Below are 13453 nucleotides of genomic sequence, written 5' to 3' on the forward strand. Positions count from 1 at the left end.
TCTAGCGTGACGGGTGTCCCACTTCGAAAAGGAGCACCCATGGCCACCTACTCCGTCGACAGCGACTCCCTTCTCGCGGCGACATCCACCATTCGCGGCACCATCGACCGGATCCAAGCCGACACGCAGTCGATGCTGGCTCAGCTGACCCATCTGCAGGGCTCCTGGACCGGGAGCGCCGCCGTCGCCTTCCACTCCGTCGTGGACCAGTGGCGGGCCACCCAGCGCCAGGTCGAAGACAGCCTGAACGGCATCAACGCCGCCCTGGCCTCCGCCGGCCGGCAGTACGCCGACGCCGAACTGGCCACCGCGAGCCTCTTCCGCTGACCCCCACACGAAGCTGCAGCGGAAGACCGAACGGTCCCTCCCCTCCGGAGGGACCGTTCACCCGTGCGGGCGTCGGCTACAGTCGAGATGAATCACCAGCGTCGGTGTGTTCGCCGGCGTTGCCCGCCCCCGGCAAAGGATCGAAGATGACCTCACGGCCCTGGCTCGCCCACTATCCACCCGACGTGTCTCCCGAACTCGAGGAGACGCCCTTCGCCCATCTGCCCGCGATGCTCCGGCAGGACGCCGTCGACTACGCCGACACGATCGCCTTCACACAGTGCATGCCGAACGGCATGAACGGTTCGCTCACCTATGCCGACGTCGATTCGCTCTCGGACGATTTCGCCGCGTATCTCCGAGAAGTGGTGGGACTGTCCGCCGGAGACCGCGTCGCCGTGCAGATGCCCAACTGCCTGAGCTATCCCGTCGTCGCGTTCGGCATCCTGAAGGCCGGATGCGTCCTGGTCAACACCAATCCCCTGTACACGGCCACCGAGATGGCACGGCAGTTCGCCGACTCGGGCGCCACGACGCTCGTCATCATCGACATGTTCGCCGATCGCCTGCCGGAGGTGCTGTCCTCGACGTCGATCGGCACGGTGGTGACGGTGCGCATCGCCGAGTTCTTCCCACCCGTCATCGCCGGCGTCATCCGTATGGTGCAGAGATTCTGGAATCGCTCGCTCCCCGCGATCAGCGTGGCGCACACCCCCTTCCAGGACGCGTTGAAGGCGGGCCGCGCGCGCAAGACCGCGGAAGCCGTCGCGGCCTATCTCGACGACGTCGACCTCGATTCCGTCGCCGCGCTGCAGTACACCGGCGGCACCACCGGCATCGCCAAGGGCGCGATGCTCACCCACGGGAACCTCGTCGCCAACACGCTGCAGACGATCACGATGTGCAGCACGCATATGCGGCGCGGACGTGAGATCGTGCTGACCGCCCTGCCGATCTACCACATCTTCGCGTTCACGGTGAATCTCCTCGGCTTCCACCATCTCGGTGCACGGAACATCCTCATCCCCACCCCGCGACCCCCGAGCAATCTCAAGCGGGCCTTCGAGAACTACCGGATCACGTGGCTCACCGGGGTGAACACCCTGTTCAACGCGCTGCTGAATGAACGATGGTTCGTCGACAGCCCTCCCCGGCACCTGCACGCCTCAGCCGCAGGCGGGATGGCGCTTCACGAGTCGGTCGCCGCACGGTGGCGCGAGGTGACCGGCACCCCCATCGTCGAGGGGTACGGGCTCACCGAGTCCTCCCCCGTCCTGACGTTCAATCCGCTCGGGGGGAACGGCAAGGACGGCAGCATCGGCATCCCCGTTCCCTCCACCGACGTGCGGTGCCTCGATGCGGAGGGCCGGGAGACCGCCGTCGGCGAGGCCGGAGAGCTCGTGGCGCGAGGGCCGCAGATCATGAAGGGGTACTGGCAACGCTCCGACGAGACCTCGGTCACCGTCGTGGACGGATGGCTGCATACGGGCGACATCGCCACCATGGACGCCGAGGGGTACTTCACCATCGTCGATCGCAAGAAGGACATGGTGATCGTGAGCGGCTTCAACGTCTACCCCAACGAGATCGAGGAGCGCATCGCCGCGATGCCCGGCATCGTCGAGGTGGGCGTGATCGGGATCGACGATGACAGGACCGGCGAGGCGGTTCGGGCCTACGTCGTCGCAGGAACGTCGGCGCCCACCGAGGCCGAGGTGATCGCCCACTGCCGCGAGACCCTCGCGGCGTACAAGGTTCCCAAGTCGGTGGTGTTCGTCGAGGAGCTCCCCAAGAGCCCCATCGGCAAGATCCTCCGCCGGGAGCTCCGCGACGGCGCGCAGCCTGCGCCGACGACGAGCGGTGAAGCGCGATGATCGAGGTGTTCCTGGCCACGGGTCAGGCCGTGGTCGACGAGCAGGACGTCGTCACCCCGTTCGAGCAGGTGCTGCTGGTCGGACTGGTGTTCGTCATCATGTTCGGCCTGGGCGCGGGGCTCACGCCGCGCGACTTCAAGCTGGCGCTCCGACGGCCCTATGGGCTCATCATCGGTCTCGTCACCCAGTTCGGCATCATGCCGCTCCTGTCGTACGTCCTCGTCGTGCTGGTGCTGTTCCAGCTCCCCCGGGAGTACGCCATCCCGGTGGCGATCGGTGCGCTGCTGATGGGGTGCGTGCCGGCGGGGACGACCTCGAACATCTTCACCTACTTCTCGAAGGGCAATCTGGCCCTGAGCGTGATCATGACCACCAACTCCACGCTGTGGGCCCTGGTGCTGACACCTCTGATGCTCGCCCTCTACGGGTCGTTCATCTTCACCGAATCGACCGACCTGCAGATCCCGATCGTGAACATCGTCGTCACCCTGGCCACCCTCCTCATCCCGGTGGTCGCGGGGATGCTCGTGCGGAGATTCAGTGCGAACGTCGGAGCGGTGATGGAACTGCTCGGCGGCTTCTTCGGCCTGTTCTTCATCGTGTTCCTCATGGCGACGTGGGTGCCGCGCAACTGGGGACTGCTGACCTCCACGCCGTGGCAGACCTATCTCGTCGCGATCGGACTCGGTCTGTTCGGCATCGCCATCGCGTACGGGATCGCCCGCGCCATCCGCCTGCACCCGATGAATGCGCGCACGATCGGTCTGGAGACGGGGATCCAGAACGGACCACTCGCGATCGCGATCGTGCTGCTGAGCTTCTCGGGGAACCCCGACATCGGGCTGATCCTGATCGTCCCGGCGCTGTACTCGCTGTTCATCGTCATCGTGTCGACGTTCGTGACGCTGTGGTTCCGGCGCGCGAACCTTGCGGAGGAGCAGAAGATCCCGAGCCTCCTCTGACAGGAATCCGTCAGCGCCGACCGGGCCGCTCGCGATCGGGGCGCATCAGCAGGTCCCCCAGGTTCTGCGCGATCCACCCGTTCCACATTCCCACGCCGCGCCAGGCGTCGCTGACGATGTCGAACACCTCGGGGCCCCACATCCAGTCCGCGAGCGGCTCGGTGCGCCCGACCGCCAGGTGCTTGAGACGCAGCAGCTCGATCCGGGGGTGGTCGATGGAGTACCCCCTCGGCGCGGTGCGCAACGCGTCCTCGCTCATCGGCACGAGGTCGTCCTCGGCAAGCGCCGAGAGGAGACCCTCCACCTCGGGGCCACGACGGTCGTCGTCGACGAGCTCACGGAATCGCGCGAGCGCGGCCGGCGGAACGTCGTACGAACCGCCGCCGATGAGAAGTCCGGTGGCCGAGAGCTGCAGGTAGTACGCGACCGGCGTGAGCGAGACCATCCCGATGTGCAGCTTGTAGGGCGACTTGTCGGCGCTGAACCGCACATCGCGGTTCGGCCGGAAGATCTTCAGCTGACCGAACTCCGGCTCGAGCTCGGCGGCGAGCGCCTCGAACGGACCACGCACGACCGCGTCGTAGCGGGCCTTGTTCGCGAGCCACCATTCGCGGGTGTTGTCGGCGGCGAGGTCGTCGTAGAAGCGCGGGGCGTCGGAGTCCAGTCCGTCGAAGGCCATGCGGCAGATGGTAGCCGTCGGGATCCGGGATGAGGACCGGAATGCTCCGGTCACACGCAGAAGCGCCCCTCCTGGAGGAGAGGCGCCTCTGTGTGGGACTGCTATCAGAAGTCCATGCCACCCGTGGGGTCGGCGGGCGCCGCGGCAGCCTTCTCGGGCTTGTCGGCGACCACGACCTCGGTGGTGAGGAACAGGCCGGCGATCGACGCGGCGTTCTGCAGCGCCGAGCGGGTGACCTTGGCCGGGTCGATGATGCCCTGCGCGAACAGGTCACCGTACTCGCCGGTCGCAGCGTTCAGGCCGTGACCGACCGGCAGCTCGGCGACCTTGTTGGCCACGACACCGGGCTCGAGACCGGCGTTCAGGGCGATCTGCTTCAGCGGAGCCTCGATGGCGACCTTGACGATGTTCGCACCGGTGGCCTCGTCACCCACGAGCTCGAGAGCCTCGAAGGCGATCTTGCCGGCCTGGATCAGCGCGACACCACCACCGGGGACGATGCCCTCCTCGACGGCAGCCTTCGCGTTGCGGACGGCGTCCTCGATGCGGTGCTTGCGCTCCTTCAGCTCGACCTCGGTGGCCGCACCCGCCTTGATGACGGCCACGCCGCCGGCGAGCTTGGCGAGGCGCTCCTGGAGCTTCTCGCGGTCGTAGTCGCTGTCGGTGTTGTCGATCTCGCGACGGATCTGGGTCACGCGACCCTCGATCTGCGCAGCGTCGCCGGCACCTTCGACGATGGTGGTCTCGTCCTTGGTGATGATGACCTTGCGCGCACGGCCGAGCAGGTCGAGGGTGGCGTTCTCGAGCTTGAGACCGACCTCCTCGGTGATGACCTGGCCGCCGGTGAGGATCGCGATGTCCTGCAGCTGCGCCTTGCGACGGTCGCCGAAGCCGGGAGCCTTGACGGCAGCCGACTTGAAGATGCCGCGGATCTTGTTCAGCACCAGGGTCGCCAGCGCCTCACCCTCGACGTCCTCGGCGATGATGACGAGCTCCTTGCCGTCCTGGATCACCTTGTCGACGACGGGCAGAAGGTCCTTGATGTTGGAGATCTTCTGGTTGGCGATCAGGATGTAGGGGTCTTCGAAGACCGCTTCCTGACGCTCGGGGTCGGTGACGAAGTAGGGGTTGATGAAGCCCTTGTCGAAACGCATACCCTCGGTGAGCTCGAGCTCGGTGCCGAACGTCTGCGACTCCTCGACGGTGACCACGCCCTCCTTGCCGACCTTGTCGATCGCCTCGGCGATCAGGTCGCCGATGGTGGGGTCAGCCGCGGAGATCGACGCGGTCGCGGCGATCTGCTCCTTGGACTCGACCTCCTTGGCGTCGGCCAGCAGCTGGTCGGTCACGGCCTTGACGGCCTTCTCGATACCGCGCTTGAGCGAGATCGGGTCGGCACCGGCGGCGACGTTGCGCAGACCCTCGCGAACGAGCGCCTGGGCGAGCACGGTCGCGGTGGTCGTACCGTCACCGGCGACGTCGTCGGTCTTCTTCGCGACCTCCTTGACCAGCTCGGCGCCGATCTTCTCGTAGGGGTCGTCCAGCTCGATCTCCTTGGCGATCGAGACACCGTCGTTGGTGATCGTGGGGGCGCCCCACTTCTTCTCCAGCACGACGTTGCGACCGCGGGGACCCAGGGTCACCTTGACGGCGTCGGCCAGGGTGTTCAGGCCGCGCTCGAGGCCGCGACGGGCCTCCTCATCGAAAGCGATGATCTTTGCCATGTGTGTGTCGTCCCTCCCGGACGTAGGCTTTCGGACTTAGCACTCAACAATCACGAGTGCTAATCCATTCTGGCACTCGGCATGGGTGAGTGCAAGCCACGGCACACGCGGCGTGTGGCGGGTCGGCGCGCGACGCCGACCCGCGTCATCCGCTTCTCAGACGACGCGGACCGATTCGGCCTGCGGGCCCTTCTGTCCCGACCCGACGGTGAACTCGACGGTCTGACCCTCCTCGAGAACCCGGAACCCGGTCATGTCGATGTTCGAGTAGTGGACGAAGACATCCTGACCGTCACCGGCGGTGATGAAACCGTAACCCTTCTCGGCGTTGAACCACTTGACGGTGCCCTGTGTCATGGCGAACTCTCCTGTACTGCGGCGGGACAGGGCCCATGCTAGGGACCGCCGACAGGCGGGAACCGGCTCTCACGCGATTGTTGACATGCCCGCTGTCAAACATTTACGCGGGCGAAACACATCTCTCGGTTCAGGGAGCGGGTGTCTCTTCGGCGGGCGCGTCGGTCGTGCGGTCCAGCCCGATGACGACGGTCAGCTGCAGAGCCTGGCTCTCGTCCTCCGGGGTGTTCGGGTCGTCGGCGAGCTGGTAGACATCGGTCTGCTCGATGCGTGCGCCGCCGAGCACGAGGTCGGCGAGACCCGCGGCGGCCGCCTGGTCTCCGGGGAAGGCGTAGTAGACCGTGGTCTCGGCGAAGTCGGTCGTCCCGGCGCCGCTGGCCGAGACGGCGTCGGCGGACCATCCGGCCGCGACGATCTCATCCTTCACCTGGGTCGCCAGCCCCTGCTCCGGCGTGGCGTTGAGCACCTGCACCGAGTACGACGTGTCGATCACCGGCTCGACCGTGGGTTGCGGTGACGCCGTCGGCTCGGCGTCGGGGGCGAGCTGGATGCGCCCCGACGTCAGCAGAGTTCCGAAGATGCCGACGACGATGAGCACGATGGTGGCCAGGCTCGCCCAGAGCAGCACCACTCCCGGACGCATCCGGGGATTCTCCGCACGGTGGGCGCCGACACGTCCTCCGTCCGCGGGGAGGTCATCGAAGCGATCCCGCGGATAGGTCCTTTTCGGCACCAGAAGATGCTACCGAAGCGGGCAGAGGCAACCTAAGCGTCAGCTGGACGGAAGATCCCCCTGCCGCGTCGCCGCCCTCAGCGCCCGGTGGCGGCGGTGCGGATGACCCGCGCGCGCAGGCGCGCGTCGCGGATGCGGCGCAGACGCTTGACCAGCATGGGGTCGTACTCCTGCGCTTCGGTGGTGTCGATGAGCCGTGTGAGCAGCTGGTAATACCGCCCTGGAGACATACCGAGCCGAAGGCGGATGGCCTCTTCCTTGGCGCTGCCGTGTCGCGTCCACAGCGCCTCGAAGTCGAGGATCAGCCGATCTCGTTCACTCAAGGGCCTGTCACTCAGGGGCACCCGCCCACGCTAACCCCGGGCCCCCTGCTCCCCCGCGCGCCACTCCACGAATCCGCCGAGCGGATCGACCTCGGCGCAGGGATTCCCGTCGATCGCGAGGACGAACCCCGACCATCGCCGGGGATCGAGAGGGGGATGCCACTGGTCGGCCATGTCCGCGGGGGTGAGGGTGATCCACCGCGCCCCCACCGTGGCGCCGAGCGCGTCGATCTCTGCGCGCAGACGCTGCCGACCCGCGCGCGGGATGTGCGGGAGGACTCCGGGGGTGGTGATCACGAGAGTGGCCTCCGCGGGAGCGGAGGCGGCGGCCTGCGCCACCACGCCCGGTTCCGAGGCGTCACCCCACCACATCCGCGGCGGATCCGCCGCCGCGATGTCGAGCGCGGCCATGACGCGCTCTTGTCGTCCCGTCTCGCCCGGCCAGACCAGGGCGGCGAGGAATGTGCGATCCGCCGCGTCCGCGGCATCCAGGGGTGCGAGATCGACTCCTGCACGCCAGACCACCTCGGGCAGCGTCAGCGTCTCGGCGAGGCGTTCAGCGCCAGGTCCCCGGAGCGCACTGTCGAGGATGACCGCGGAGGGCCCGTCGACGGGGTCGAGGGCGGGCCCGTCGGCATACCGGTAGGAATACCGGTCGGGATACAGGCACAGGCCGGCACTCGCGCCGATCTCGAGCAGGGCGATCGGTCCCGTGATGGCGGAGAGCGCAGGAAGGAGCGCGGCGCAGCGAAGAGGCTCGTTGGTCTGCAGCGAGCGGGCCGCGCACTCCTCGACCACGGCCCGCGCGTGGCGCTTCGTCCACGCCGCCCACGCGGGGTAGTCGTCCTCCGGTGCACCGAGGAGACGCGTGACGGCGAACACGAGAGGCGGCTGACGGTGCGTCGCGGGGATCCTCGCGAGGATTCGCTGCACCGCCCGGTCGCCCGACACCCCGGCGGCCCAGGCTTCGTACAGCATCGAGCGCCCCGGCGCTTCGATCTCGGCGAACCTGCGATACCGCTCGGCGACGTCAACGACAGCATCGGAGTCGGGCATCGTCCCATCGTGCCGCGGTCGAGCGTCGTCGGCATCACCGATGTGTCGCCGCGTGTACGCGCATGGCGGACCAGGCGCCCCGGGTCGCGGGTCTGCGGTTGAATGGATGCAGGAGGTTCCATGTCTTACACGGTGGACAAGTCCGACGAGCAGTGGCGAGCCGAGCTCACCCCCGAGCAGTACGCGGTTCTGCGCGAGTCGGCGACCGAGCGCCCCTGGACCGGAGAGTTGCTCGACGAGGAACGCGCGGGTCTCTACGCCTGCGCCGCCTGCGGCGCCGAGCTGTTCAAGAGCGGTACGAAGTTCGACTCCCACTGCGGGTGGCCGAGCTTCTACGAGTCGATCCGACCCGAAGCCGTCGAGCTCATCGAGGACAACAGTCACGGGATGGTGCGCACCGAGGTGCGCTGCGCCGCCTGCGGGTCGCATCTCGGCCACGTCTTCCCCGACGGCTTCGGCACTCCGACCGGTGATCGGTACTGCATGAACTCGCTCGCTCTGGACTTCACGCCCGAACCGTCCGCGTGAGTGCGATGAGTGAGGCGGTGTACGACGCCGTCGCCGGTCGACGCTCGTGGTCTCGTGTGACGGCCGACGCGCCGACGCACGAGGAGCTGGTCCGGCTCGTCGCCGCGGCCGGGAGGGTGGCCGACCATTCCTCCCTGCGCCCCTGGAGACTGATCGAATTGCGCGGCGCCGACCGCGATCGACTCGGCCGGGCGATCAACAAGGCCGAGGGGCACAAGGGCGCATCCACGAAGCCCCAGCGTGCGCCCCTCCTCCTCGCCGTCGTCGCGAGCTATCGCAAGAGCGGCAAGGTTCCGCGGTGGGAGCAGGAGGCCGTCGCCTCCGGCGTCGCGCACGTGCTGAGCCTGCTGCTCGACGATGCGGGCTGGGGTGTGATCTGGCGCACCGGCCACTACACGCGCAGCAAAGCGGTGGCCAAGGCTCACGGGCTGAAGAAGAACGAGGAGCTGCTCGGGTGGCTCTACGTCGGCGGCAAGCCGAGTGACGCTCGTCCGGGTCGGCGCGCGCCGATCGAGGCCGACCGTTTCCTCTCGCGCATGCCGGCCGACAAGCGCGACCCGCGCTGACGCGAGCCGGCGGGCACGTCAACGCCGGCGCATCCGACGCCACGGCAGGCTCACGACGATCACCGACAGCAAGGCGAGCGTGATCATGGCGACCGCCTGCAGCGGGTCGGGGGTGCCGACCGCCGGCCAGAACGCGTCGATGAGGACGGATGTCGCGAGCTGTCCGACGACGGCGCCGAGGCCTAGCAGCAGCACGCCGGTGGAGCCCACGATCGCCGCCGAGAGGACGATGTAGACCACGCCGACCGCACCGCCGAGGTAGAGCAGCGGATTCGTGGGGAACTGCGTGGGCGCACCGACGAGGGCGACGCTGATCCCCGCCCCCACCGCGAGGATCGCCGTGCCTCCGATGAAATTGACCAGGGTCGCCGTGAGGGGTGAGCCGACCCGCGCGCGGAGACGACCGTTGGTCGCTTGCTGCCAGGCGATGCCGGCGCCGGTGAGCAGCGGAAGGACGAGCATCCACAGGGGAACGGTGGCCAGCGTGTCGCCGCTCAGCGCGAAGGCGACGGCGGCCACGGCGAGAAGGGCGCCCAGGAGCCGGGGGACCGTGACCGCGACCGCCCCCGCAGGTCCGTAGCCGGTGCGATCGAGGATGAGGCCCGCGACCGCCTGGCCGGCGACCATGCCCACGGTGAACAGGGAGACCCCGATGATGCCGACGGCGAGTCCCTGCGTCGCGACCGTGAGCGCGCCCGCCGCTCCCCCGAGGAGCATCCACCACGGGATCGAGCGTTCCCTGACGCCCCGTCGCAGCGCCGTGACCCCTCGGCGGCCGCCCGGTGTCAGCGCGGTGATGACGGCCACGATGACAAGACCCGACGCGAACGATATGACGGCGGCGACCACCCCGTTGCCGACGCTCACGCCCAGCTGACCGTTCACCCGCGCCTGCAGAGCCGTCAAAACGCCGACGAGGACGGCGCCCGCGACGGCGAGGGCGAGCGGAACACGTGGAGCGGGCATCCCTCCATCATGCAGGGACAGGCGGCGCTGTCCGGATGAGGGACGAGGAGTGGTGCGCCGACGTACGCTGAAGTGTGCCCGTCACCCGTCGAACCCGAACACTCCTCAGCTGGCTGCCCGCGGCGCTTCTCGTGCTGATCATCGGCGCCGTCGTCGTCGGAACATTCACGGTTCAGGGGTCGTGGTGGGCCGAGGATGAGCCCGAGGCCTCGGCGGATCAGAAGGCGTCCGACGGTGGGAGCATGCTGACCGACGCCGGATTCGACTACGTCAACGTCGAAGGCGTGCTGCGGGTCCGCGTCGGCGACGGGGCCCTTCCGGCATCCGACCTCGGGCTTCGCGCCAACGAGACCAAGGACGCCGAGTTCCGCCGGCCGGTCCGGGCGCTCATCGCCGCCGGAGACGAGGTGCACGTCGTCGAAGACGTCGTCACCGCCACCGCGACGGCGGCGGATGATCGGCTTGCCTCGATCACCGTGGGGATCGACGGGGCGGGCTCGTGGCGTGGCGCGATCGACGGGCTGCGAGCGCGGGCGCCGGAGTTCGGCTGGGACGCGTCGCAGTTCGAGGGGCTGGACGAACGCCTGCTGGAGTTCAACTCCACGGGATCGGGCGAGGTCTTCGAGGTCGAGATCGGGCCGGGAGCGGATGCGGACACCGCCGTCACGGCCGAGGTCGCCTTCTTCCGCGAGGGCGGTGCGACGACGGTGTCACTGCGCTTCGCGCCGCCGCAGTAGCGCGTCGCGCACGGTCCGGGGGCCCCGTCCCGCCGCGCCCATTCGTCGCGACCCGTCAGAAAACGCGGCCCGGATCGACGTGAGGCCGCGTTTTCTGACGACTCGCGGAGGGGCTCTGGAGCCGGCTACGGGACTCGAACCCGTAACCCCCTAATTACAAGTTAGGTGCGCTACCAATTGCGCCAAGCCGGCAAGGCATCCCATCCTATCGAGGGATGCGAGCCGGTCAGGGAGTCGCCGTCGGAGTCGGCGTCTGCGTCGGACTGGGCGAAGCCGTCTTGTAGTACGCGTCGCTGCCGATGGTCAGCACGAACTGCGAGAACTCCTGCGGATCGTCCAGGGCGCCGACGTAGGGCACACCGTTCACGAGCACCATCGGAGTACCCGTCAGGGTGACGCCCTCGGTCTCGGGGATTCCGTTCAGCGCCCGTTCGGTCGCATCCCGAGCCCAGTCCAGGTACGACTCCTCCTCGATGCACGAGCGCACGAGCTTCGGCGACTCGGCACCGGCCGCCTGCGCCAGGTCGGCGAGCTGGCTGTCGGTGAAGCCGTCGGTGTCCACCTCGGGCTGCTCACGCAGCAGGGCGTCGTTGAACGCGAAGAACTCCTCGGGCGAGTGCGTCGCCACGCAGGCGGCTGCCGCCGCCGCGCGGAGCGAATACTTCGTGCCGTTGGACTTGGCCGTGAGCATCGCGACCGGGTGGTAGGTCAGATCCGCCGCGCCCTGCGAGACCCAGGTCTTCAGCTGCTGGACGTTGGCGAGCTGGAACTCCCGCGAACCGGTCGACAGATAGTCGACGTAGACCCGGATGTCGACGACCGCCGCCTCGGTGGGCGTCGGCGTGGGAGTGGGGGTGGCCTCGGGCGTCGCCTCGACCGTGGCGCTCGCCGTAGCGTCATCCGGAGCCGCCGCCACCTCGGGGGCTGCCACACCCGAGACCGACGTCACGGCGAACCCGTCGTCGGTGACGTTCTGGGGGCGCAGCTCGGGGCGGGACATCGAGGATCCGACCGCCCACGTCACCATCACGGCAGCGACCGTCACGACACCCACGGCCAGCAGCGTCAGGCCGCCACGACGCAGCCAGCGCAGACGCGACTGACGCGCCTGGACCTGCTGGGCCTTCTCGCGTACCGCATTCCGGCGTTCACGGTGGGCCGGAACGTTCGGTGACTGGTCGTGGGACATGAAACCTCTCGGACGAATGGAGCTGCCGATGGGCAACAGGGCGGGGCGCTGGCGAGGCGGGCCGGGGACGATGCTAATCAGGCAGGCTGGGAAAAGCCCAGACGGACGACCCTCACCGCTGCCCGCTTCGCCGTCGTTTCCGCTCGCGCGCACGCGTGACATACTGAGGGCAGGCGCCCGATGGTGGGCGTCTGCGGTCACACCGCTCCATTCACAACGGATCGTCCGGCACGTACCTGCCGGTGAAGGAGAAGAAAACAATGGCGTCCGTCACGTTCGACAACGCAACCCGTCTCTACCCGGGCGGCACCCGCCCCGCCGTCGACAAGCTCAACCTCGAGGTGGGCGACGGCGAATTCCTGGTCCTCGTCGGACCCTCCGGCTGCGGCAAGTCCACGTCGCTGCGCATGCTGGCCGGCCTCGAAGAGGTCAACTCCGGCCGCATCCTCATCGGTGACCGCGACGTCACCGATGTCCCGCCGAAGGACCGCGACATCGCGATGGTCTTCCAGAACTACGCGCTCTACCCGCACATGACCGTGGCCGAGAACATGGGCTTCGCCCTGAAGATCGCGGGCGTCGGCAAGGAAGAGCGCGCGCAGCGCGTGCTCGAGGCCGCGAAGCTCCTCGACCTCGAGCAGTACCTCACGCGCAAGCCGAAGGCCCTCTCGGGTGGTCAGCGTCAGCGCGTCGCGATGGGCCGCGCCATCGTCCGCCAGCCCCAGGTGTTCCTCATGGACGAGCCGCTGTCGAACCTCGACGCCAAGCTCCGCGTGCAGACCCGCACCCAGATCGCGTCGCTCCAGCGTCGCCTGGGCGTCACCACGGTCTACGTCACCCACGACCAGACCGAGGCCCTCACGATGGGTGACCGCATCGCGGTGCTCAAGGACGGTCTGCTCCAGCAGGTCGGCACCCCGCGTGATCTGTACGAGCGCCCGAACAACGTCTTCGTGGCCGGCTTCATCGGCTCGCCCGCGATGAACCTGTTCCCGTCCTCGCTCGCCGAGGGTGGCGTGCACTTCGGTTCGGAGATCGTGCCGCTCGACCGCGACACCGTCGGCCGCGCCCACGGCTCCGAGGTCACCGTCGGTGTCCGCCCCGAAGACATCGTGGTCGGCCCCGCCGACGGCAAGGGCCTGTCGGTCACGGTCGACCTGGTCGAAGAGCTCGGTGCGGACGGGTACCTGTACGGCCACACCGACATCAACGGCAAGCGCACCGACATCGTCGCCCGCGTCGACGGCCGCCGCCACCCGATGGCCGGCGACACCGTCACCCTCGCCGCGACCGCGGGCCACGTGCACGCGTTCGACATGGAGACCGGCGAGCGCCTCAACGACGCCCCCGTCGTCTCCGGCTCCTGACACACCACGACGCGGCGCGGGCGGGTTCTCTGAGCCCCCCGCGCCGCGGCATGTCCCGGGAGGAA

Annotated in this window: 15 protein-coding genes and 1 tRNA gene; 7 read left to right on the forward strand and 9 right to left on the reverse strand. The window is 68.5% G+C overall.

The window, feature by feature from the left end:
- The first annotated feature begins 39 nt into the window (after nucleotides 1-39).
- From DT073_RS13020 to DT073_RS13030, 3 genes are all read left to right on the forward strand, one after another.
- A complete protein-coding gene (locus DT073_RS13020; protein WP_124293771.1) occupies nucleotides 40-327 on the forward strand; it encodes a WXG100 family type VII secretion target in 288 nt (95 codons plus the stop codon).
- 146 nt (nucleotides 328-473) lie between these two features.
- Nucleotides 474-2201 (forward strand): AMP-binding protein, encoded by a 1728-nt coding sequence (locus tag DT073_RS13025; RefSeq protein WP_124293772.1) that lies wholly within the window; start codon nucleotides 474-476, stop codon nucleotides 2199-2201.
- The gene (locus DT073_RS13030) at nucleotides 2198-3163 is read left to right on the forward strand and encodes a bile acid:sodium symporter family protein (protein WP_124293773.1); all 966 of its coding nucleotides are present in this window, start codon (nucleotides 2198-2200) and stop codon (nucleotides 3161-3163) included. Before DT073_RS13025 ends, DT073_RS13030 begins: the two co-directional genes overlap by 4 nt.
- 10 nt (nucleotides 3164-3173) lie before the next feature.
- Here DT073_RS13030 and DT073_RS13035 read toward each other — a convergent pair whose 3' ends face one another.
- The 6 genes from DT073_RS13035 to DT073_RS13060 all read right to left on the reverse strand — a co-directional run bounded on the left by DT073_RS13035 (nucleotide 3174) and on the right by DT073_RS13060 (nucleotide 8035).
- Nucleotides 3174-3842: a DUF2461 domain-containing protein gene (locus DT073_RS13035; protein WP_124293774.1), complete on the reverse strand. Its 669-nt coding sequence runs from the start codon at nucleotides 3840-3842 to the stop codon at nucleotides 3174-3176.
- Between the two features lie 104 nt (nucleotides 3843-3946).
- Nucleotides 3947-5566, reverse strand: coding sequence for a chaperonin GroEL (gene groL / locus DT073_RS13040; RefSeq protein WP_124293775.1), 1620 nt, complete (start codon nucleotides 5564-5566; stop codon nucleotides 3947-3949).
- 156 nt (nucleotides 5567-5722) lie between these two features.
- Nucleotides 5723-5923: a cold-shock protein gene (locus DT073_RS13045; RefSeq protein ID WP_124293776.1), complete on the reverse strand. Its 201-nt coding sequence runs from the start codon at nucleotides 5921-5923 to the stop codon at nucleotides 5723-5725.
- 130 nt (nucleotides 5924-6053) lie between these two features.
- Nucleotides 6054-6656, reverse strand: coding sequence for a LytR C-terminal domain-containing protein (locus tag DT073_RS13050; RefSeq protein ID WP_124293777.1), 603 nt, complete (start codon nucleotides 6654-6656; stop codon nucleotides 6054-6056).
- Between the two features lie 77 nt (nucleotides 6657-6733).
- Entirely contained in the window at nucleotides 6734-6979 is a 246-nt protein-coding gene (locus DT073_RS13055; protein ID WP_240638615.1) for a DUF3263 domain-containing protein, read from the reverse strand.
- Between the two features lie 30 nt (nucleotides 6980-7009).
- A complete protein-coding gene (locus tag DT073_RS13060) occupies nucleotides 7010-8035 on the reverse strand; it encodes a DUF2332 domain-containing protein (protein ID WP_124293778.1) in 1026 nt (341 codons plus the stop codon).
- Between the two features lie 120 nt (nucleotides 8036-8155).
- Between DT073_RS13060 and msrB the strand changes: the two genes are divergently transcribed.
- On the forward strand, nucleotides 8156-8563 hold the full coding sequence (gene msrB / locus DT073_RS13065) for a peptide-methionine (R)-S-oxide reductase MsrB (RefSeq protein ID WP_124293779.1): 408 nt from the start codon (nucleotides 8156-8158) through the stop codon (nucleotides 8561-8563).
- Between the two features lie 5 nt (nucleotides 8564-8568).
- On the forward strand, nucleotides 8569-9129 hold the full coding sequence (locus DT073_RS13070) for a nitroreductase family protein (RefSeq protein WP_124293780.1): 561 nt from the start codon (nucleotides 8569-8571) through the stop codon (nucleotides 9127-9129).
- A gap of 18 nt (nucleotides 9130-9147) precedes the next feature.
- Here DT073_RS13070 and DT073_RS13075 read toward each other — a convergent pair whose 3' ends face one another.
- Complete coding sequence (locus DT073_RS13075; protein ID WP_124293781.1) at nucleotides 9148-10095, reverse strand: DMT family transporter; 948 nt, start codon at nucleotides 10093-10095, stop codon at nucleotides 9148-9150.
- Between the two features lie 74 nt (nucleotides 10096-10169).
- Here DT073_RS13075 and DT073_RS13080 point away from each other — a divergent pair, with 74 nt between their 5' ends.
- Entirely contained in the window at nucleotides 10170-10832 is a 663-nt protein-coding gene (locus tag DT073_RS13080; RefSeq protein WP_124293782.1) for a hypothetical protein, read from the forward strand.
- A 116-nt stretch (nucleotides 10833-10948) separates the two neighbouring features.
- On the opposite strand, the gene DT073_RS13085 is transcribed toward DT073_RS13080, so the two are convergent.
- Nucleotides 10949-11024: transfer RNA gene (locus DT073_RS13085), tRNA-Thr, on the reverse strand.
- Nucleotides 11025-11058: 34 nt separating this feature from the next.
- Nucleotides 11059-12021 carry a DsbA family protein gene (locus DT073_RS13090; protein ID WP_124293783.1) on the reverse strand — a complete coding sequence of 321 codons (963 nt, stop codon included), beginning with the start codon at nucleotides 12019-12021 and terminating at the stop codon, nucleotides 11059-11061.
- A 260-nt stretch (nucleotides 12022-12281) separates the two neighbouring features.
- Here DT073_RS13090 and DT073_RS13095 point away from each other — a divergent pair, with 260 nt between their 5' ends.
- Nucleotides 12282-13388, forward strand: a complete 1107-nt coding sequence (locus tag DT073_RS13095) for an ABC transporter ATP-binding protein (RefSeq protein WP_124293784.1) — start codon at nucleotides 12282-12284, stop codon at nucleotides 13386-13388.
- Nucleotides 13389-13453: the final 65 nt, after the last annotated feature.

The organism is Microbacterium sp. ABRD28, assembly GCF_003850245.1.
Classification (GTDB): domain Bacteria; phylum Actinomycetota; class Actinomycetes; order Actinomycetales; family Microbacteriaceae; genus Microbacterium.

What these genes read in the sequence shown, in the direction of transcription:
- DT073_RS13020 (WP_124293771.1), top strand. Translation starts at nt 40, where the DNA reads ATGGCCACCTACTCCGTCGACAGCGACTCCCTTCTCGCGGCGACATCC.
- DT073_RS13025 (WP_124293772.1), top strand. Translation starts at nt 474, where the DNA reads ATGACCTCACGGCCCTGGCTCGCCCACTATCCACCCGACGTGTCTCCC.
- DT073_RS13030 (WP_124293773.1), top strand. Translation starts at nt 2,198, where the DNA reads ATGATCGAGGTGTTCCTGGCCACGGGTCAGGCCGTGGTCGACGAGCAG.
- DT073_RS13035 (WP_124293774.1), bottom strand. Translation starts at nt 3,842, where the DNA reads ATGGCCTTCGACGGACTGGACTCCGACGCCCCGCGCTTCTACGACGAC.
- groL (WP_124293775.1), bottom strand. Translation starts at nt 5,566, where the DNA reads ATGGCAAAGATCATCGCTTTCGATGAGGAGGCCCGTCGCGGCCTCGAG.
- DT073_RS13045 (WP_124293776.1), bottom strand. Translation starts at nt 5,923, where the DNA reads ATGACACAGGGCACCGTCAAGTGGTTCAACGCCGAGAAGGGTTACGGT.
- DT073_RS13060 (WP_124293778.1), bottom strand. Translation starts at nt 8,035, where the DNA reads ATGCCCGACTCCGATGCTGTCGTTGACGTCGCCGAGCGGTATCGCAGG.
- msrB (WP_124293779.1), top strand. Translation starts at nt 8,156, where the DNA reads ATGTCTTACACGGTGGACAAGTCCGACGAGCAGTGGCGAGCCGAGCTC.
- DT073_RS13070 (WP_124293780.1), top strand. Translation starts at nt 8,569, where the DNA reads ATGAGTGAGGCGGTGTACGACGCCGTCGCCGGTCGACGCTCGTGGTCT.
- DT073_RS13075 (WP_124293781.1), bottom strand. Translation starts at nt 10,095, where the DNA reads ATGCCCGCTCCACGTGTTCCGCTCGCCCTCGCCGTCGCGGGCGCCGTC.
- DT073_RS13090 (WP_124293783.1), bottom strand. Translation starts at nt 12,021, where the DNA reads ATGTCCCACGACCAGTCACCGAACGTTCCGGCCCACCGTGAACGCCGG.
- DT073_RS13095 (WP_124293784.1), top strand. Translation starts at nt 12,282, where the DNA reads ATGGCGTCCGTCACGTTCGACAACGCAACCCGTCTCTACCCGGGCGGC.